Source organism: Streptomyces sp. B21-105, assembly GCF_036898465.1.
In the GTDB taxonomy this organism is placed as follows: Bacteria; Actinomycetota; Actinomycetes; order Streptomycetales; family Streptomycetaceae; genus Streptomyces.
Window position 1 is genome coordinate 556,055 of record NZ_JARUMJ010000001.1, and the last position, 18,425, is coordinate 574,479.

An 18,425-nucleotide genomic window follows, 5' to 3' on the forward strand; every position below is an offset into this window, starting at 1 on the left:
CCAGGATGGAGGCGTGTCGCAGACCGTTTTCAGCACTCCGTTCATCGGCCGGGAAGAGGAACTCGCCCGGCTCTTCGGCGTGCTGGAGCGCGCCCGCGAAGGCGAGGCGCGCGCCGTGCTGCTCGCCGGGGACGCGGGCGTCGGCAAGACGCGTCTGCTCGGCGAGGTCGCCGCGCGCGCCGCGGGGTCCGGCCTGACCGTGCTGACCGGCCACTGCGTAGACCTCGGTGACGTGGGCCTGCCGTATCTGCCGTTCACCGAGATCCTGGGCGCGCTGGCGGCCGACGATCGGTTCACCGCCGTCCTCTCCGCACACCCGCTGGTCGACCGGCTGCTGGGCGCGGGCTCCGGCGCGGCGCCGGACGAGGGGGATGCCGCCCGCGCCGCCGGCGGTGAGGGCCGGCTGCGGCTGTTCGAGGGGATGGCGGCACTGCTCGCCGACCTGTCGCGGGCCGCTCCGCTGCTGCTCGTCCTGGAGGACCTGCACTGGGCCGACCAGTCCTCCCGGGACCTGCTGCGCTTCCTGCTCAGCCGCGGGTTCCTGCAACGGCCGGCGGGTGACGGGCGGGGCCACCGGCTGGCGGTGCTGGCCTCCTACCGTGCGGACGACCTGCACCGCCGGCATCCGCTGCGCCCGCTGCTGGCCGAGCTGGTACGGCTGCCGGCCGTGGACCGGCTGGAACTGCGGCCGCTGGCGGACGCGGAGGTGACCCGTCTGGTGCGGTCCCTGGAGGAACGCCCGCTGCCGGACGCCACGGTGCGGGGGATCGTGGCGCGCGCGGAGGGCAACGCGTTCTACGCGGAGGAGCTGTCGGCGGCCGCCGGCGCGGAGGCCGACGGGATGCCGAGCGGGCTGGCCGATCTCCTGCTCATCCGTGTCGAGCAACTCCCCGAGGCCGCGCAGCAGGTGCTGCGGACGGCCGCCGTCGCCGGCCGACGGGTGGAGCACGCCCTGCTGCGGGACGCGATGGGCCTGCCGGAGGACGAGCTGGAGTCGGCGCTGCGGGAGGCCGTCGGCCGGCGGCTGCTCGCCGCGGGCGACGACGGCACGTACGCCTTCCGGCACGCGCTCACCCGCGAGGCGGTCTACGCCGATCTGCTTCCGGGCGAACGGGCCCGGCTGCACGGCGCGTTCGCCCGGCTGCTGGCCGGCCGGGGCCGGCGCGCCGAGACGGCGGCGGAGCGGGCGCACCACTACCGGGAGAGCCACGACCTGCGCGAGGCCCTCGCGGCCTCACTGGAGGCCGCCGACCACGCCCAGCGTGTCGGGGCGCCCGCCGAGGAACTGCGCCATCTGGAGTCCGTCCTCGACCTGTGGGAGTCGGTGCCCGCCGAGGCGCTGCCGTCGGGAGAGGGGGCCGACCGGGTCACGCTGATGCTGCGTGCCTCGGCGGCGGCCGCGCACGCGGGAGAGGCGCATCGCGCGGTCTCGCTGACCCGGGCGGCGCTCGCGGGCATCGGCCAGGACGCCGACTCCGAACTCGCCGCCCGGGTGCGGTACACACTCGCGGGCACCCTGATCAACGTGGACAGTCTGTCGGCCGCCTTCGCCTACAGCAGCGAGGCGTTGGCGATGATCCCCGCCGAACCGCCCTCGCCCACCTGGGTGTGGGCGGCGGCCACACATGTGCTGGCGGCGCGTCAGGTCGGTGAGTTCGGCACCGCGCGGCGGGTCGCCCGGCAGGCGCTGGAGGTCGCGGAGCGACTGGACCTGACGGACGCGCGCGCCGACCTGCTGGTGTCGCTGGCCAATCTGGAGGGCGAGGGCCGCCGCTCCCCCGAGGGCCGGGCCCGTCTGGAGCAGGCACGTGAGCTGGCCCGGCGGGGCGGCAACGCCTCCGTGGAGATGCGCGCCCTGTTCACCCTGGCCATCGGCGCCTACGAGGCCGGGGAGCCGCAGGAGTGCCTGCCCTGGCTGGCCGAGGGCCTGGACCGGGCCCGCCGCGCCGGGCTGCTGTCCTCCCCGTACCCGCTGGAGATGCGCTACCTCCAACTGCTCGTGCTCTACACGCTGGGCCGCTGGGACGAGTGTCTGCGCACGGCGGCCGCCGATCTCGCGGTGCTGCCCGCCTCGGGCGGTTTCGCGGTCGGTCCCGCGTTGTACGTGGCACTCGCGCGCGGCGAGCGGAGCGCTGTCGAACGGGCCCGGAATCTGCTCGGGGGGCGTTTCGACTGGATGGCGGCGCTCGTCGCGGGCACGGTGCTGACTGACGCGGCGGCCGCGAGCGGCGACCCGGAGGCGGCGGTGGCGCGGCTGCGGTCCTCGGTGGAGTCCCTGACGGACGAGACGGGGACGCCTCCCGACGCCACCGTACGGCTCACGGCGCTCGCCCTCACGCCCGTCGCCGACGCGGCCGACGCGGCGCGGCACGCCGGTGACGAGGCGGGGGCCCGCCGCTGGGCGGCCGTGGCCGCCGAACTCCTGGAGCCCGCCCGAGCGGTGGCCCTGCGCGGCGGGGTCGGCGTGCCGCTGGGGCCGGAGGGGCGCGCCTGGCTGGCCCGCGCCGAGGCCGAGGGCGCCTGGGCCGCCGCCGGACCGGACCCGGCGCTGTGGGAACGGGCGGTCGCGGCGTTCGACCGGGGCGACGTGTACGAGCTCGCGCGGTGCCGGCTGCGGTACGCGCAGGCCCTGCTCGCGGCCGGCCGTCGCGAGGAGGCCGCCGTCGAGGGCAGGGCGGCCCGGGAGACGGCCGTGCGGCTGGGGGCCGGCCCGCTGCGGGAGCGGGCGGACGCCCTGGTCCGGCGCGGTCGCCTCGCGGAGGGACCGGCGGGCGCCCGGGACCGTCCGACGTCGCTGACGGCCCGGGAGCAGGAGGTGCTGCGGCTGCTCGCGCTCGGCCGCAGCAACCGGCAGATCGGCGAGGAGCTGTTCATCAGCGGCAAGACGGCGAGCGTGCACGTCTCCAACATTCTCGCCAAGCTCGGTGCGGCGAGCCGCACGGAGGCGGTGGCGATCGCCTACCGCGAACGGCTGCTGGAGCCGGAGGCCGGCGCGTCGGACTGGACCCGCGAGGACACTCGGTGAGTTGACCCGCACGGCGGCGCCGGGTGAGGGTGCGAGGACACGAAGAGCCAAGGCGCGGTCCGCTTCCCGACCGCGCAGAGGGGTGACTGCCTTGATCGGCATATCGGACATCGAAGCCGCCGCCGAACGGATCGCCGGACATGTCGTCCGCACCCCGACCGTGCCGAGCCCGGGCCTGTCGGACCTGCTCGGCGTCCCGGTGACCATGAAGCTCGAACTCCTCCAGCGCACCGGCTCGTTCAAGGCGCGCGGCGCGACGGCGAAGCTGCTGTCGCTGAGCGAGGCCGAGCGCGCCGCCGGGGTGGTGGCCGTGAGCGGCGGGAACCACGGCGTCGCACTCGCGGTGATGGCGGCCGCCCTGGATGTGAAGGCCACGGTGGTGATGCCGCGTTCGGCGCCCGCGCGCTCCGTGGAGACCGCGGAGGCGGCCGGTGCCTCGGTGCGGCTGACCGACGGGATGGACACCGCGTTCGCGCTGGTGGAGCGGTTGCGCGACGAAGGCCTCACGTTGGTGCACCCGTTCGACGATCCGCTGGTCGTCGCCGGGCAGGGCACCGTCGGACTGGAGCTCGCCGCCGACGCCGACGAGCTCACCGACGTGCTGGTCAGCATCGGGGGCGGCGGGCTGATCGCGGGCGTCGCCGCGGCGCTGCGGGCGCGCCGCCCGCAGGTGCGGGTCTGGGGCGTGGAGACGGAGGGCGCGCAGGCGATGTCGCAGGCGCTGGCGGCGGGCGGGCCGGTGCCGGTGGCGCTGTCGTCGATCGTCACCACGCTCAGCGCGCCCAGCGTCTCGCGGTTGACGTACGACCATGTCCGCGCGCTGGTCACCGAGGTGCTGGCGGTCTCCGACCGGGAGGCGGTGCGCGGGTGCGTGGAGTTGGCCGAGCACGCGAAGGTGTGGACCGAGCCGGCGGCCGGCTGTCTGCTGCCCGCGGCCCGGCGGGTCGTCGAGCGGGTCGGCGACGGGGCACGGCTGGGACTGGTGGTCTGCGGGGGCAACGCGACCACTTCCGACATGAGGGCTTGGACAGACCGGTTCGAGATGCGCTGAATCGATTCGCCGGAGAAGCGGAAAACCGCCCGAGGCCGCCGATCAGGAATGGGCGGCGGCCGAGAAGGTCGTTTTCCGGACGCCCGAGGAGACCCGCAGGTCCTGTTTACCGGTGGTTACACCCGCAGGAGGGGACGGGTGCGAACCGGGCCGGCGTCCGCCAATTCCCTTTTCTCGCACATCTACTCGACCCACGGTGAAGTCTTTTCTTGAATGAAGGACAGGAATCGGGCCGACTTGCCGTCCCGTTGAACGGACCCCCTCACGTCGGTCGTACCACTGGGAAAGGTGAGTGACAGCGGTTTCGACGAGGGATGACCATGGTCAAGACGCACGTCTCCACGCACGAGTGGGTCGCCGGGAGGTACCGGCTGCTCGACGTCGTCCACCGGGAGACGAACCGCGTCAGCTGGTACGGCGAGTACGTGGAGGAGACCGGGTCGGCCCGGCCCTGCCTGGTCACCAGGATCGGTCTGCCCGTCGACCAGGGCGAGGAGAAGGCGCGCCAGGCCGCCGACCGGGTGCTGCGCATGTCGGAGACGATGGCCCGGCTGTGCCCGGGCCGGATCGCCTCGGTCGTCGACGCCCTGGAGGAGGAGGGGTCCCTGTGGACCGTCACCGAATGGATCGACGGCCTCCCGTTGGGCCAGCTGATCGCACAGAAGGGCGCGTTCAGTCCGGGCAGGGCCGCGGCGATCGGGCTGCAACTGCTCGACGTGCTCGAGGTCGCGCACGGTGAGGGCATCACCCACGGCGAGCTGAGCCCCGGCCAGATCTTCGTGCGGAGCCAGGGTCCCCTCGTCCTCACCGGGTTCGGGCTGGCCGGCGCGACCCTGGCCCCGCGCGTGGCGGCCCCGTCGTACGCCTCCCCCGAGCAGGCCCGCGACGAGCGGATCGGCCCGGCCGCCGACCTGTGGGCGCTGGGCGCGCTCCTCTACACGATGGTCGAGGGACGGCCGCCGTACCGGGACCGGGACAGGCCCGAGGCCACCCTCAAGGGCGTGGACAGGCTGCCGTTGCGCGCCCCGCTGCGCGCCGGTTCCCTCACCCCGGTCGTGCAGGGGCTGCTGCGCAAGGACTCCCGGGAGCGGCTGACCCGCACGGTGGTGCGCCAGTCCCTCACCCGGCTGCTGGACGACGACCCGCACGCCGCCGTGCCCGCTCCCGGGCTGCGCCGCTTCCGCATCGCCGCACGGCACGTCGGCCCCCAGTGGAGCGGCCGGGCGATGGCGGCCGGGACGGCGCTGGCCGTCGTCACCGTGGCGCTCGCCGCCCTCGCCGTGGCCCAGAGCATGCCCGACGGCGAGAACACGGCGGCGGGCGACGCGCAGGCCCGGCCGTCCGTCTCCGCCACGGGGCCGGGCAAGGACCCCGGCGACAGAGCCCCCGCCACGCCGGCCCCGGCCCCCACACCGACCCCCATTCCCACCGCGCCGGCCAGCCCGTCCCCGAGCACACCCCCGCGCACCTCGCCCACGCCCTCACCGCCCGCCACCGCCGACGCCCTCCCGGACGGCTTCCGGGTCTACCGCGCCGACGAGGGCTTCTCGGTGGCCCTGCCCAAGGGCTGGAAGCGGCTGGACACCGCCCGCGCCTCCGACGGGGCCTATCGCGTCACCTTCGGCGCGAAGGGCGACCCGCGCACCCTCGCGATCACCTACAGCAAGAGCGCCGGACCCGACCCGGTCGCCGTCTGGCGCGACGACGTCGAACCCAACCTGCGGCGGACCGCGGGGTTCCGGCGGATCGGCGAGATCAGGGCCACGACGTACCAGGGGTACAAGGGCGCCGACATGGAATGGCTCGCCGACGGCGCCGCCGGGCAGGAACGCACGTTCGGCCGCGGATTCCTGCTCGGCGGGCACCGCAGCTTCTCGCTGCGCTGGACGACGCCCGCCGCGGAGTGGAACACGAGCGCCGACCGGCAGGCCCTCGACACGTTCTTCAAGACCTTCCGTCCGGGTTCGGCCGCCTAGTGCCGTGAGGGCGGCCGGCCGCCCTTCCCGGTCGCCGGCCGCCCGTCTCCTCCCGCGCGGACGCCCGGCCCGCGCGCGGGTCTGCCCCGGCCCGGCCGGGGCGCGCGTATAGGCTGCCGTTCCGGACGTCCGCGGTGCCGATCCGCGGCCGGCAGCCTGTGGAGGAGAGCCACCCGTGACCCTGGCGATCGACCTGCCCGAGACCGACGAGGAGGCGCCCGCCGGGACGTCGGCCCCGACGTTCCCCGCGCCCCTGTCCGACCTCGTGGCGCGCGACGCCCGCGAGTTCGGCGTCTACGCGCGGACCGGCGGGTGGGCCTTCGGCCTGTTGGTGGCGCGCAGCGTCCGGCCGGGCGGGCAGAGCGCCGACGAGACGCCGAAGGTGTCGGCCAAGGAGTTCGCCGGGCTGGCCGGCTGCTCCCCCGAGCGCGTCCTGCGGTTCTACAAGGCCTGGGACCGGGCGGCCGACGACGGTCTCGTCCCGCACTTCGAGGAGCTGGCGCCCGGCCAGGAGGTCGAGCTGCCGGACGCCGAGGTCTGGCTGACGTACTACGTCTCGCGCTCCAGCGCCACGTCCGAGCGCGGTGCCGCGATCACGGAGGCAGCCGAGGCCGAGGGCATCCGGCCGACGAAGGCGCTGGAGGTCGCGGAGAACCCCACCGCCCTGCGGGCCGCGATCCTGGCCGACCCCTCGACCGCCCGCGCGGCCCGCGCCGCCCTCCTGGACCGCGTCAGGGAGGACCCGGAGCTGCAGCACGAGCTGGCCCGGGACGTCGTGCGCACCGACGACCTGAAGAAGGCCGTGGCCTCCGAGAGCCGCTCGGCCGACCGCATCGGCTATGTACGCCAGATCGCCGAGTCCGGCCGGATCAGGACGCCCGCCGGGCAGACCCTCGAAGCGCCCGCCGAGCTGCGCCGGGAGGCCGAGCGGCACCTCTCGCTGCTGGACGAGCTGGACGACGGCGAGGACTCCGGCGAGTGGGCGAACGACGCCTATGACACCTTGAAGAGCCTGGTCGTGGACACCGTCGAGGCCGACCCGGGGCTGCGGGTGCAGGAGCGGCGCACGAAGTTCTACAGCAGCCTCCAGCGGGCGACCAAGGTCTTCGAGGAGCTGACCTTCGACGACGTCGACCCGCAGGAGTTCTACGAGGACGACATGGTCCAGCGGCTGGAGGAGCTGCAGCAGGCGATCGGCAGCTGCATCACCGCGCTGCGCGGCGCCCGGGGCGCCGCCCCCGAGGCAGCTGGACCGGCTCAGTCGGTGGTGTAGTGGCTCCGGGTCCACAGGGGCAGCACGAACCAGCACAGCCCGTACCACGCGACCACGCCCGTGACCAGCCACGGCACGAACGCGTCGTGGGTGGCCACCCGCAGGATCAGCAGCAGCGAGGAGGTCATGGTGGCGAGCAGCAGGAGCAGGCCGACGAGGGTCAGCCTGGACGCCACCCGCACCGCCTGCGGCTTGACCCGCCGTCCGGAGACCAGGCGGTGCAGGGACACCGGGCCGATGAGGGCGCCGGTCGCACAGGCGCCGAGGACCACGGTCACGATGTAGATGACCTGGTCGATGTCGCGCAGGTCCGCGTAGCGCGGGGTGAACACGACGGTCAGCAGGAAGCCGAAGAGGATCTGGACGCCCGTCTGGGCGACGCGGATCTCCTGGATGAGCTCCCCCCACATCCGGTCGGCTCTCTCCTCCTCCGTCTCGTTGCGCCCCGTGCGCTGCTCGGCGCTCGTCGCCGTGTCCGTCACCTGTGCCGTCCTCCCGGTTCGTGTGGTCCCTCGGACCCCCTCCTCACCGCGAGTACCCCGGGAGCGGCGGTTCTTGCCGCCCCCGGGCCGGGTTCGTCTACCAGCGGCCCTCGACCTGTTCCTTGATCCGCCGGTCGTAGAGGTCGCGGACGGCAGCGAGCGTGGCGTCCGAGAGCTCCGGGAGCCGGGCGGCGGCGGCATTGGCGCGGGCCTGCTCGGGCGAGCGGGCGCCCGGGATCACGGTGGTCACACCGGGCTGCTGGACGATCCAGCGCAGCGCCAGCTGGGCCGGGGTGTACCCCTCGGGGGCGAGGGCCGCGAACTCGACGGCTGCCTCGACGCCGGTGGCGTAGTCGACGCCGGAGAAGGTCTCGCCCTGGTCGAAGGCCTCACCGTGCCGGTTGTAGGCGCGGTGGTCGTTGTCCGCGAAGACGGTGTCCTTGGTGTACTTCCCGGACAGCAGGCCGGAGGCGAGCGGGACCCGGGCGATGATGCCGACGCCGGCCTCGCGGGCCGCCGGGAGCACCTCGGCCAGGGGCTTGAGCCGGAACGGGTTGAGGATGATCTGGACGCTGGCCACGCCCGGCCGGGCGATCGCGGTGAGGGCTTCGGCGCAGGTCTCCACGCTGACGCCGTAGTGCGCGATGCGCTCCTCCTCGACGAGGGTGTCGAGGGCGTCGAACACCTCGTCGCTGGAGTACACCGGGGTCGGCGGGCAGTGCAGCTGCACGAGGTCGATGCGGTCGACGCCGAGGTTGCGGCGGGAGCGGTCGTTCCAGGCGCGGAAGTTGTCCAGGACGTAGTTCTCGGGGATCTGGTCGAGGCGGCGGCCCATCTTCGTGGCGACCAGCACATGCAGGTCGGGCCGGCCGCTCAGGAAGGCGGCGATGGTCTGCTCGCTGCGTCCGTCGCCGTACACGTCGGCGGTGTCGAAGAAGGTGACTCCCGACTCGGCCGCCGCCTCCAGCACCGTCAGGGCTTCCTTGTCGTCGACGTCGCCCCAGTCGGCCCCCAGTTGCCAGGTGCCGAGACCGACGACGGACGCATGCTGACCGGACCTGCCGAATTCGCGTTCTTCCATGGCGTCAGTGTGTCATCCGCCACGGCCCGCCCCGGAGCCCGGCCCTCCGTTCACCGGGGCCGCCGTCGAGGTCGCCGAAGTACTCGCCGAGGTCGGCGAAGCACTTCAGGACCAGGGCGCGCTCAACCCGGCCCGCTCGGCTGCGGCCTTCAGCGCGATGCCGGCGTGCGCCGGGCGGTCGGCGTGCGCCGGGCGGGCCGGGAGGACCTACTTGCCGGCGGTCAGCGCACGGACGTGCGCGCCGCGCGCCAGCTTCGGACCCAGCCAGCGCTTGAGGCGGCGCAGCGCTTCCAGGCGTCCGGCCGCCCTGTCGAGGCGGTAGTACAACTGGGGCGGGACATAGGGCAGCAGGGGCGAGTGGCGCTGTCCGAGCAGGGCGAACATCTGCTCCGGCGGGAGATGGATGTAGCGGGTGAGGTTCTCGTACCACCGGGCGCTGTAGCGGGCGGCGCTCTGCTGGGACAGCAGAGCGGACTTGCGTACGCGTTCGTAGCGGTCGAGGGCCTGCGGAAGGTCCACGCTGTCGCGCAGCGCCTCGGCGAGGGCGATGGCGTCCTCCAGGGCGAGGGTGGTGCCGGCGCCGATCGAGTAGTGCGTGGTGTGGGCGGCGTCGCCCAGGAGGACGAGGTTGCCGCGGCGCCAGGCGCGGTTGACGAGGGTGCGGAAGGTCAGCCACTGGGTGCTGCCGCCGGCGGAGGAGGCGCGGCCCACGAGGGGGTGACCGTCGAGGATGTGCGCGAAGAGCTTCTCCAGGTCGGCGAGGCTGTCGGCCTCGCTCGCCCGGTCGAGGCCGAGTCCGGTCAGCGTCTCGGGGGCGCACTCGATCACGCAGGTGCTCTGCTCGTCGCTGAAGGGATACCCGTAGCACCAGATCCAGCCGTGCGCGGTTTCCACGAAGGCGAAGGTGAAGGAGTCGAAGACCTTGGTCGTGCCGAGCCAGACGTAGGAGTTGCGGCCCTCGGTGAGCTGAGCGCCGAAGTCGTCCGCGTGGTGGGTGCGCAGCGCGCTGCGCACGCCGTCGCCGGCCACCACGAGGTCGGCGTCCGGCAGGTTCTCCGCGGTGATCTCGCTCTCGAACTCCAGCCGGACGCCGAGCGCGCGGGCCCGGTCCGCGAGGATCTCCAGCAGCCGGTGTCGGCCGATGCCGTGCCCCTCGTCGCCCGGCTGACGGGTCGCCAGGTCCCGTACATGGGCGACGCCCTCGTTCCAGCGGACGGAGCTCTCCTCGATCGCGTGCGCCGACTCGGGGTCGCGGGCGCGGAGTTCGTCGAGGAGCCCCTGCCAGTACGTGACGCCCCAGCCGTAGGTCGAGCCCTCCGGGTTGCGTTCGTGGACGGTGATGTCGTGGGACGGGTCCTGCCGCTTGAGCAGGATGGAGAGATACAGGCCGGCGGGCCCGCCGCCGACACAGGCGACCTTCACGCGCACCCCTTGGAGTTACCAGTCGTGATTGATTGACGACGCAGAGTAGCAGGGGGTGAGGGCGCCCCGTGGGCGCCCCACCTGTCCGATCGCGCCACTTTTCGCACGTGAGCCACACCACCGGCGACGCCGGGCTTCGAGAAAGATCACCGGAAGCGGTGTCCCGACGGAAAGGAATTGCCCGTTCCGCCACGGGTCGGGCACACCGACGACCAAGATCATCTTGGTTCAAGATTGCACGACATGTAAGCGGATGTCCGGATCGGAGCCGACCGGTCGCCGGCGATTTCCCGGCCTCGTGACCCGGCCGATAGGCATGCGGGGTCGTCAACCCCTCGCACTCCTGGAGATCCCGCATGCCACAGCTCAGCCGCCGTCGCGCGCTCACCGCGGCCGCCGGCGCCGCCGCCGGCGTCTCGCTCACCGCCGTCCCCGCCGCCCGGGCCGCCGACGCCCGGCACGACGGGCACGGCTCCCCCGAGGCTTTCGACGAGGTCTACAAGGGCCGCCGGATACAGGGCCGGAGCGGCGGCGGCAGTGGCCATCACCACGGCGGCTACGCCGTGTACGTCGACGGGGTGGAGCTGCACGTGATGCGCAACGCCGACGGTTCCTGGATCAGCGTGGTCGGTCACTACGACCCGGTGGCCACCCCGCGGGCCGCGGCCCGCGCCGCGGTCGACGAGCTGCAGGGCGCCCGGCTCGTCCCGTTCCCGGCCGGCTGACCCCGCCCGAACGCCCCGCCCTTCCGCACCCTTGGAGCACCGCACATGACCGTCCGCAAGAACCAGGCCGCCCTGACCGCCGACGAGAAGCGGCGGTTCGTCGCCGCCGTCCTCGAGCTCAAGCGCACCGGCCGCTACGACGCCTTCGTCACCACGCACAACGCGTTCATCCTCGGCGACACCGACGACGGCGAGCGCACCGGGCACCGTTCGCCGTCCTTCCTGCCGTGGCACCGCAGATTCCTGCTGGAGTTCGAGCGGGCGCTGCAGTCGGTGGACGCGTCGGTGACGCTGCCGTACTGGGACTGGTCCGCCGACCGCTCGCCCCGTTCCTCGCTGTGGGCGCCGGACTTCCTCGGCGGCAGCGGGCGCAGCCGGGACGGCCGGGTGATGGACGGCCCGTTCGCCGCGTCGTCGGGCGCCTGGCCGATCGACGTCCGCGTCGACGGCCGCACCTACCTGCGCCGCTCGCTGGGGACGGCCGTCCGCGAGTTGCCGACCCGGGCCGAGGTGGACTCGGTGCTCGCGATGACGACGTACGACATGGCCCCCTGGAACAGCGCCTCGGACGGCTTCCGCAATCACCTCGAGGGCTGGCGCGGCGTGAACCTCCACAACCGGGTCCATGTGTGGGTCGGCGGTCACATGTCGACCGGGGTCTCCCCCAACGACCCGGTGTTCTGGCTGCACCACGCCTACATCGACAGGCTGTGGGCCCGGTGGCAGCGCCGGCACCCGGGTTCCGGCTACGTCCCGGGCGGCGGGACGCCGAACGTCGTCGACCTGCACGAGACCATGCGGCCCTGGAACGACACCACCCCGGCGGACCTTCTCGACCACACCGCCCACTACACCTTCGACGTCGACTGATCACCCCGGCACGCGACCACCCCGACACGGCCGACCGCTCCGGCGCGGCTGATCGCTCCGGCGCGGCTGATCGCTCCGGCCTGTTTGCCGCCGCGATGACGGGTACCCGCCACGGGCAGCACCGACAGGATGAACCCCGACGACTCAGGAGGTGACACCGTGTCGCAGGTCGAGGAATCCATCGAGGTCGACGTGCCCGTGCACACGGCCTACAACCAGTGGACGCAGTTCGAGAGCTTCCCCGAGTTCATGGGCGGCGTGCAGCGCGTCGAGCAGCGGACCGACACGCTGACGCACTGGGTGACCAGTGTCAACGGCGTGCACCGGGAGTTCGACGCGGAGATCACCGAGCAGATCCCGGACGAACGGGTCGCCTGGACCACGGTCTCGGGCGAGGCCCGGCAGGCCGGCGTGGTGACCTTCCACCGGCTGGACGACGCCCACACCAAGGTGATGCTCCAGATGGAGTTCCAGCCGGAGGGCGTCGCCGAGAGCGTCGGCGACAAGCTGGGCTTCGTGAAGCGCCAGACCAAGGGCGACCTGGCGCGCTTCAAGGAGTTCATCGAGGAGCGCGGCATGGAGACCGGGGGCTGGCGCGGAGCGGTGGTCTGACCGCCGCTCGCCCCGCACCGGTCACCCGTGCCGCCGGACGGCGCGCGTCGGCGCGGTCAGCCCGCGTCGGTGGTCGCCGTCCGGCACTCCGGGTGTCCCCAGCCCTGGTCGTTCTTGGCGATCTGCTCGCCGGCCGCGTAGGGGCGGCCGCACAGACAGCGGCCGGGAAACTTGGCGCTGATCGTGCGGGGCGACGAACCGCCGCTCCGCCGGGGCGACTTGCCCCCGGCGGAGCGGCCCGGCTTCGCGGCGGACCGCGTCTTCGGGGTGTCCGGCGAGGGCGGCGGCTCGGGCGAGCCCTGGGCGCTGCCGGCCGGCTGCTGGACGACCGCGGCCTGGCTCGCGGCACGGTCCGCGAAATCGTTGAGCGGGTCGCCGTCCACCTGGTGCGCGGGCACGTAGCGGAAGTCGACGGAGCGGCCCGCGAGCAGTTCGTCGATGCGCACGACCAGCTCCTGGTTGGCCACCGGCTTGCCGCCGGACGTCTTCCAGCCGTTGCGCTTCCAGCCGGGCAGCCACGTGGTGACGGCCTTCATGGCGTACTGCGAGTCCATCCGGACCTCGAGCGGAACGGCCGGATCGGTGGCCGCCAACAGGCGTTCCAACGCGGTGAGTTCGGCGACGTTGTTGGTGGTCTTGCCGAGCGGGCCCGCCTCCCAGCGGGCCGGCGTCTCGGTGTCGTCCGCGATCACCCACGCCCAGGCCGCCGGTCCCGGGTTTCCCTTCGAAGCCCCGTCGCACGCGGCCACCAGTCGTTCACGCATGTGCCCGATCATGCCATGACGGCCGGGACCGGTCAGACGTCCGTGGTCTTCGGCATCTCGCCGGCGGTGGTCGTCACGTCGATCACCGAGAAGTTCGCGCCCTGTGGGTCGCTGATCGCCGCGAACCGTCCGAACGGGGTGTCCATCGGGCCGAAGCGCAGGACGCCTCCGTTCTTGGTCGCCCTCGCCACCGCGTCGTCGCAGTCGTCGACGGTGAAGTAGACGTTGACGTACGAGGGCACCTCGGGCGGGAACTCCTCCGTCATCCTCATGCGGCCCAGCACCGTGTCGCCGCCGATCTCGAACATACGGAAGTCGACCGCGTCGTCCTGCATCTGCTTCGCCTTGTACGGGAACACGGCCGGCAGGAAGGCGTCCGTCCGCTCCGGTTCGCGGCTGAACACCTCGGCCCAGCAGTACGCGCCGGACTGCTCGGGCGGGGCCTCGAAGCCCTCGTGGACGCCGGCCTGCCACACGCCGAACACCGCGCCGCCCGGCTCGCGCCCCAGGCACATCGTGCCGAAGTCACCCACCCGCATCGGCTCCATCAGAACCTCGCCGCCGTGCTCACGGATCCTGGCGGCGGTCGCGGCGGCGTCCTCGGAGGCCAGGTACAGGCACCACTGCGACGGGCCTTCCTGGCCGGGCATCGGCGGGACCACCGCGGCGACCGCCTTGCCGTCGGCGTAGGCCTGCGTGTAGTTCCCGTACTCCGACGACGCCTCTCCGAAGGTCCAGCCGAGGACCTCGCCGTAGAAGTGCTTGGCGGCCTCCACGTCGCTGAACATCGCGTCGGCCCAGCACGGGGTTCCCTCTGGTCGTACGGCCATGGCGGCGGCCCTCCCGGTGAGATGGATTGTCCGGTTCCTCACGCTAGCCACCCCGTCTGCGCATCGCGCGTCGAACACCCGGGGCGCCCGGAAAACCGCCTGCACGGCACATCCCTTCGTGGCCCGCCCGGCCCGAACCGCCGGACGGCCGGGCCCGAAACCGTCGGACGGCAGGGCCCCGAACCGTCGCGCGGCCTCGGCGGACGGTGGCTACACGCCGTCGTAGGCCTTCTTCAGCGCGACGATGTCGAGCTTGCCCATGGCGTACATGGCCTTGGTGGTGCGGGTGGACTTCTCCGGATCGGGGTCGCTGATCATCTCGATCAGTCCGTCGGGGATGACCTGCCAGGACAGGCCGTACCTGTCCTTGAGCCACCCGCAGGGGCCCGGCTCGCCGCCGTTCTCGGTGAGCTTGGCCCAGTAGTGGTCGACCTCGTCCTGGTCCGCGCAGTGGATCTGGAAGGAGATCGCCTCACTGAACGTGAACTGCGGGCCGCCGTTGATGCCGACGAACTTCTGCCCGTTGGCGGTGAACTCCACCGCGAGCACGGACCCGGCCGGACCGGGGCCGGCCTCGTTGTAGCGCCCGATGGAGCCGATGCTGGAATTCTTGAAGACCGAGACGTAGAACTGGGCGGCTTCCTCGGCCTGGCCGTCGAACCAGAGACACGTGGTGAATCCGTCGGTGGTCATGAATACCTCCTGGGTGGGAACGCGGTCGCCAGTATCGACCCCCGCCCGTGCGGAAACTCATCGCTCGGCCCGTGTCTCCTGCTCTGCCCTCGGCGAATCTGCCGCGGGCAGAGAACGGGCGTGCGGGCGTCCGCGGAGGTCGAGAGTGAAGTCGACGGCACCACGCCACGACGAGGAGACCCGATGACTCCACTCACCACGCTCGCTCCCCGCGCCGCGGAGGGCGACACCCCGCCCACCCGCTTCGACGACCAGCTCGCCGCCCAACTGCTCGACCAGCGCATCGTGTTGCTGGGCACCCAGGTCGACGAGGTGTCCGCGAACCGGGTCTGCGCGCAGTTGCTGATCCTGTCGGCGGAGGACCCGCGCACCGACATCGCCCTGTACATCAACAGTCCCGGCGGCTCGGTGCACGCCGGGCTCGCCGTCTACGACACGATGCGGCTGATCCCCAACGACGTGTCGACCCTCGCGATGGGTTTCGCGGCCAGCATGGGCCAGTTCCTGCTCAGCGTGGGCGCGGCCGGCAAGCGGTACGCGCTGCCGAACGCGCGCGTCATGATGCACCAGCCGTCGGCCGGGATCGGCGGCACCACGGCGGACATCGAGATCCAGGCGGAGAACCTGGAGCACACCAAGCGGACCATCGAGCGGATCACCGCCGAGCACACCGGGCAGTCACCCGAAACCATCTCGCGGGACGGCGACCGCGACCGCTGGTTCACGGCCGAGGAGGCCAGGGCGTACGGGATGGTGGACCGGGTCGTGGAGTCCCTCGCGGACGTCCGCCCGGCCGCGCAGAAGCGACGGATGGGGCTGTGACATGGGGACCTACACGATTCCGAACGTGGTCGAGCGGACCCCGCAGGGCGAGCGGTCCTACGACGTGTTCAGCCGGCTGCTGTCGGAGCGGATCATCTTCCTCGGCACCGAGATCGACGACGGTGTCGCCAACGTCGTGATCGCGCAGCTCCTCCATCTGGAGGCGGCGTCCCCGGAGAGCGAGATCTCGATCTACCTCAACTCCCCCGGCGGCTCGTTCACGTCGCTGATGGCGATCTACGACACGATGACGTTCGTCCGGGCGCCGATCGCGACGCTCTGCGTCGGGCAGGCCGCGTCGACGGCAGCCGTGCTGCTCGCGGGCGGCGATCCCGGCCGGCGGCTCGTCCTGGAGCACGCGCGCGTGCTGCTGGGGCAGCCGGCCAGCGGCGGCCGGCAGGGCACGGTCTCGGATCTCGCGCTGCAGGCGAAGGAAATGGTCCGCATCCGTGCCCAGGTGGAGGAGGTGCTGGCCCGGCACACCGGCCACGACGTCGCGACCCTGCGCGCGGACATGGACCGCGACAAGGTGTTCACCGCGCGGGAGGCGGTCGCGTACGGCCTGGCCGACGAGGTGCTGAGCCGGCGTCCCCCGACGGTGTGAGACGCCGGCCCGCGCGGTTCGTCAGGCGGCGAGGCAGAGGCCGTCGTACGCGGAAGCGGTCGTCGTCCGGCTCCGCGCGGGGTGCCGGCCGGCGAGCCGGACCAGCTCTCCCTGGGTGCGGGCCAGGAGGTCGCCGAGGCTGAGACCGAGGGCCTGGGCGGCGGCCGCGAGGACCTCCGAGGAGGCCTCCTTGCGGCCCCGCTCCACCTCCGAGAGGTACGGCATGGAGATGCGCGCCTCGTCGGCCACGTCCTTGAGCGTGCGCTGCTGCGCCTGGCGTTCCCGGCGCAGGACGTCTCCGACGAGGTCGCGCAACAGGGGTTCGCGCGGCGTCGGTCGAGGGGCGGTTCCGGGCGCCGAGGCGGGCGCGGGGACGGCGGGGGCGGTGCCCGGGCGCTCGGCAGGCGGGCGCAGCGGGATCACGCGGGCTCGGTTCGGCGTCTGATGGCTCACCTTCCCAGCCTAGGAGAGCGGGGCGTCCCGGGAAGAGGGCGGCATTGCGCCCTGGGTGGAATCGGCAGCCCGCGAGGGAGAGCCGCGCCCCGGCCCTGAGGGGAGCGTTCCGGCCCGACGGTGCCGGCATGCATGGGTCGTCCGCATGCGGGTACTCGCAGTCTGAGCGGTGCCGCACGCGGGTGTCCGCTCACGCAACGAGCACGGCGCACGCCGAACCGTGACGGTGCGGCCACGGTGACCGGGAACGCGACTTTCGAGGGATTCGAGGGAGAGGCCATGCAGACCGCCGCTGTCCGGTCGGAGGCCGACATCGTCGAGAACACCGCAGGAGCCGCCGGACCTCAGGAAAACGCGCCGCTGCCCGGCATCGAGGCGCCACGGAGTGTGGCTCCGCGTGACGCGCGCGAGCTGTCCCGCCAGTTCTTCCGGCGGCTCGCCGTTCTCGAGGAGGGCACGCCCGACTACCAGTACGCGCGCAACACGCTGATCGAGATGAACATGTCCCTGGTGCGTTTCGCGGCGGGCCGGTTCCGCGGCCGCGGGGACGACATGGAGGACATCGTCCAGACCGGGATGATCGGCCTGATCAAGGCCATCGACCGGTTCGAGGTCGCGCGCGCGGTCGAGTTCACGTCGTTCGCGCTTCCGTACATCGTCGGCGAGATCAAGCGGTTCTTCCGGGACACGACGTGGGCCGTGCACGTCCCGCGGCGGCTCCAGGAGTTGCGCGTCGAGCTGGCCAAGGCGCGTGACGAACTCTCCAGCCGGCTGGACCGCGAGCCGACGGTGGCGGAGCTGGCCACGCTGATGAACCTCTCGCCGGAACAGGTGGTCGAGGCGCAGATCGCCTCCAACGGCTACAACTCCTCCTCGCTCGACGCCGCGCTCACCGGTGACGGCCCGGAGCAGGGCGAGTCGGTCCTCGCGGACTTCATCGGCGTGGAGGAGGACAGGCTGCGGCTCGTCGACGACTTCCATTCTCTCGCCCCGCTCATGGCCGGGCTCAGCGAGCGCGACCGGCGGATCATCCACCTGCGGTTCGTGGAGGAGGCCACCCAGGCGGAGATCGGCGAGCGGCTCGGCTGCTCCCAGATGCACGTCTCCCGCCTCATCAAGCGGATCATCGGCCGGCTGCGCGAGGGCATGCTGGGCGAACTGGGCTGCGCCTGACCCGTTCGGGCCGTCGAGGCCCGGCTCCGCCGGGTCGTCTATCGGGTCGGCGGCCCGAAGTCGAGCACGGCGCGGACCCGCTTGCCGACCGGCACCCGCTCGGCGGTGACCTGCGCCGCCACCGCGTGCACGATCTCCAGACCGTGCCGGCCGACGCGTTCGGGGTCCTTGGGGTAGCGCATGGGCAGGGCGTCACTGCTGTCGTAGACGCTCACGGTGACGGAGGCCTCGGTGCCCTCCAGCTCCAGGATGTACGGCCCGTTGCTGTGCCGGTCGGCGTTGGTGACCAGCTCGCTGACCACCAGCATCACCTCGCCGCACACGCGTTCGCCCACGGTCGCGCACCACTCGGTCCTGAGCTGGTCGACGAAATGGGCTGCGAAGGCACGGGCCTCGGCTATGCAGCCCGGGTCGCCGGTGTAGTGCGCCGCCCGCCGTAGCGGTTCCACGGGTACGTCGAAGCCAGTCGGTATCACTGCCCCGTCCAGGTGCTCGATCATGCGGTTCTCTCTCGGAGGCCGGACTGGCCGGACGCTGCTGTGCACCAGTGCTCGTACCCCGTGCCGCGT

Annotated in this window: 18 protein-coding genes; 10 read left to right on the forward strand and 8 right to left on the reverse strand. The window is 72.8% G+C overall.

The window, feature by feature from the left end; translation table 11 throughout:
• Positions 1 to 13: 13 nt before the first annotated feature.
• The 4 genes from QA802_RS02270 to QA802_RS02285 all read left to right on the forward strand — a co-directional run bounded on the left by QA802_RS02270 (position 14) and on the right by QA802_RS02285 (position 7,325).
• Entirely contained in the window at positions 14 to 3,025 is a 3,012-nt protein-coding gene (locus tag QA802_RS02270) for an ATP-binding protein (RefSeq protein WP_334517727.1), read from the forward strand.
• A gap of 91 nt (positions 3,026 to 3,116) precedes the next feature.
• Entirely contained in the window at positions 3,117 to 4,076 is a 960-nt protein-coding gene (locus QA802_RS02275; RefSeq protein WP_334517729.1) for a threonine/serine dehydratase family protein, read from the forward strand.
• A 314-nt stretch (positions 4,077 to 4,390) separates the two neighbouring features.
• Entirely contained in the window at positions 4,391 to 6,052 is a 1,662-nt protein-coding gene (locus QA802_RS02280; protein ID WP_334517731.1) for a serine/threonine protein kinase, read from the forward strand.
• Between the two features lie 175 nt (positions 6,053 to 6,227).
• Positions 6,228 to 7,325, forward strand: coding sequence for a hypothetical protein (locus QA802_RS02285; RefSeq protein ID WP_443042065.1), 1,098 nt, complete (start codon positions 6,228 to 6,230; stop codon positions 7,323 to 7,325).
• On the opposite strand, the gene QA802_RS02290 is transcribed toward QA802_RS02285, so the two are convergent.
• The 3 genes from QA802_RS02290 to QA802_RS02300 all read right to left on the reverse strand — a co-directional run bounded on the left by QA802_RS02290 (position 7,310) and on the right by QA802_RS02300 (position 10,316).
• Positions 7,310 to 7,807 carry a DUF6328 family protein gene (locus QA802_RS02290; RefSeq protein WP_443042066.1) on the reverse strand — a complete coding sequence of 166 codons (498 nt, stop codon included), beginning with the start codon at positions 7,805 to 7,807 and terminating at the stop codon, positions 7,310 to 7,312. The genes QA802_RS02285 and QA802_RS02290 overlap by 16 nt on opposite strands.
• Positions 7,808 to 7,904: 97 nt before the next feature.
• On the reverse strand, positions 7,905 to 8,888 hold the full coding sequence (locus QA802_RS02295; RefSeq protein WP_319165499.1) for an aldo/keto reductase: 984 nt from the start codon (positions 8,886 to 8,888) through the stop codon (positions 7,905 to 7,907).
• A gap of 207 nt (positions 8,889 to 9,095) precedes the next feature.
• Positions 9,096 to 10,316: an FAD-dependent monooxygenase gene (locus QA802_RS02300; protein WP_334517734.1), complete on the reverse strand. Its 1,221-nt coding sequence runs from the start codon at positions 10,314 to 10,316 to the stop codon at positions 9,096 to 9,098.
• Between the two features lie 350 nt (positions 10,317 to 10,666).
• Between QA802_RS02300 and melC1 the strand changes: the two genes are divergently transcribed.
• From melC1 to QA802_RS02315, 3 genes are all read left to right on the forward strand, one after another.
• Positions 10,667 to 11,035 (forward strand): apotyrosinase chaperone MelC1, encoded by a 369-nt coding sequence (gene melC1, locus QA802_RS02305; RefSeq protein ID WP_334517736.1) that lies wholly within the window; start codon positions 10,667 to 10,669, stop codon positions 11,033 to 11,035.
• Between the two features lie 45 nt (positions 11,036 to 11,080).
• Positions 11,081 to 11,905 carry a tyrosinase MelC2 gene (gene melC2, locus QA802_RS02310; RefSeq protein ID WP_334517738.1) on the forward strand — a complete coding sequence of 275 codons (825 nt, stop codon included), beginning with the start codon at positions 11,081 to 11,083 and terminating at the stop codon, positions 11,903 to 11,905.
• Between the two features lie 159 nt (positions 11,906 to 12,064).
• Positions 12,065 to 12,517, forward strand: coding sequence for an SRPBCC family protein (locus QA802_RS02315; RefSeq protein WP_334517740.1), 453 nt, complete (start codon positions 12,065 to 12,067; stop codon positions 12,515 to 12,517).
• A 56-nt stretch (positions 12,518 to 12,573) separates the two neighbouring features.
• Here the strand turns inward: QA802_RS02315 and QA802_RS02320 are convergent, their stop codons facing one another.
• From QA802_RS02320 to QA802_RS02330, 3 genes are all read right to left on the reverse strand, one after another.
• Positions 12,574 to 13,293 carry a ribonuclease H family protein gene (locus QA802_RS02320; RefSeq protein ID WP_334517742.1) on the reverse strand — a complete coding sequence of 240 codons (720 nt, stop codon included), beginning with the start codon at positions 13,291 to 13,293 and terminating at the stop codon, positions 12,574 to 12,576.
• Between the two features lie 20 nt (positions 13,294 to 13,313).
• The gene (locus tag QA802_RS02325; RefSeq protein ID WP_334517744.1) at positions 13,314 to 14,111 is read right to left on the reverse strand and encodes a VOC family protein; all 798 of its coding nucleotides are present in this window, start codon (positions 14,109 to 14,111) and stop codon (positions 13,314 to 13,316) included.
• A 210-nt stretch (positions 14,112 to 14,321) separates the two neighbouring features.
• Positions 14,322 to 14,804 carry a VOC family protein gene (locus QA802_RS02330; RefSeq protein ID WP_334517746.1) on the reverse strand — a complete coding sequence of 161 codons (483 nt, stop codon included), beginning with the start codon at positions 14,802 to 14,804 and terminating at the stop codon, positions 14,322 to 14,324.
• Between the two features lie 183 nt (positions 14,805 to 14,987).
• On the opposite strand from QA802_RS02330, the gene QA802_RS02335 reads away from it, so the two are divergent.
• Together QA802_RS02335 and QA802_RS02340 are read left to right on the forward strand one after the other, a co-directional pair.
• Positions 14,988 to 15,626 (forward strand): ATP-dependent Clp protease proteolytic subunit, encoded by a 639-nt coding sequence (locus tag QA802_RS02335; protein ID WP_334517747.1) that lies wholly within the window; start codon positions 14,988 to 14,990, stop codon positions 15,624 to 15,626.
• A gap of 1 nt (position 15,627) precedes the next feature.
• Positions 15,628 to 16,230, forward strand: a complete 603-nt coding sequence (locus QA802_RS02340; protein WP_319165489.1) for a ClpP family protease — start codon at positions 15,628 to 15,630, stop codon at positions 16,228 to 16,230.
• Positions 16,231 to 16,251: 21 nt separating this feature from the next.
• Here QA802_RS02340 and QA802_RS02345 read toward each other — a convergent pair whose 3' ends face one another.
• A complete protein-coding gene (locus tag QA802_RS02345; RefSeq protein ID WP_334517749.1) occupies positions 16,252 to 16,683 on the reverse strand; it encodes a helix-turn-helix domain-containing protein in 432 nt (143 codons plus the stop codon).
• Positions 16,684 to 16,962: 279 nt separating this feature from the next.
• On the opposite strand from QA802_RS02345, the gene QA802_RS02350 reads away from it, so the two are divergent.
• Complete coding sequence (locus QA802_RS02350) at positions 16,963 to 17,856, forward strand: RNA polymerase sigma factor SigF (RefSeq protein ID WP_334517750.1); 894 nt, start codon at positions 16,963 to 16,965, stop codon at positions 17,854 to 17,856.
• A gap of 38 nt (positions 17,857 to 17,894) precedes the next feature.
• Here the strand turns inward: QA802_RS02350 and QA802_RS02355 are convergent, their stop codons facing one another.
• The gene (locus QA802_RS02355) at positions 17,895 to 18,356 is read right to left on the reverse strand and encodes an ATP-binding protein (RefSeq protein ID WP_319165485.1); all 462 of its coding nucleotides are present in this window, start codon (positions 18,354 to 18,356) and stop codon (positions 17,895 to 17,897) included.
• Positions 18,357 to 18,425: the final 69 nt, after the last annotated feature.

Excerpts from the sequence above, each read along its gene's own strand:
- QA802_RS02280 (WP_334517731.1), top strand. The coding sequence starts at position 4,391 with ATGACCATGGTCAAGACGCACGTCTCCACGCACGAGTGGGTCGCCGGG.
- QA802_RS02295 (WP_319165499.1), bottom strand. The coding sequence starts at position 8,888 with ATGGAAGAACGCGAATTCGGCAGGTCCGGTCAGCATGCGTCCGTCGTC.
- melC1 (WP_334517736.1), top strand. The coding sequence starts at position 10,667 with ATGCCACAGCTCAGCCGCCGTCGCGCGCTCACCGCGGCCGCCGGCGCC.
- melC2 (WP_334517738.1), top strand. The coding sequence starts at position 11,081 with ATGACCGTCCGCAAGAACCAGGCCGCCCTGACCGCCGACGAGAAGCGG.
- QA802_RS02320 (WP_334517742.1), bottom strand. The coding sequence starts at position 13,293 with ATGATCGGGCACATGCGTGAACGACTGGTGGCCGCGTGCGACGGGGCT.
- QA802_RS02325 (WP_334517744.1), bottom strand. The coding sequence starts at position 14,111 with ATGGCCGTACGACCAGAGGGAACCCCGTGCTGGGCCGACGCGATGTTC.
- QA802_RS02330 (WP_334517746.1), bottom strand. The coding sequence starts at position 14,804 with ATGACCACCGACGGATTCACCACGTGTCTCTGGTTCGACGGCCAGGCC.
- QA802_RS02335 (WP_334517747.1), top strand. The coding sequence starts at position 14,988 with ATGACTCCACTCACCACGCTCGCTCCCCGCGCCGCGGAGGGCGACACC.
- QA802_RS02340 (WP_319165489.1), top strand. The coding sequence starts at position 15,628 with ATGGGGACCTACACGATTCCGAACGTGGTCGAGCGGACCCCGCAGGGC.
- QA802_RS02350 (WP_334517750.1), top strand. The coding sequence starts at position 16,963 with ATGCAGACCGCCGCTGTCCGGTCGGAGGCCGACATCGTCGAGAACACC.
- QA802_RS02355 (WP_319165485.1), bottom strand. The coding sequence starts at position 18,356 with ATGATCGAGCACCTGGACGGGGCAGTGATACCGACTGGCTTCGACGTA.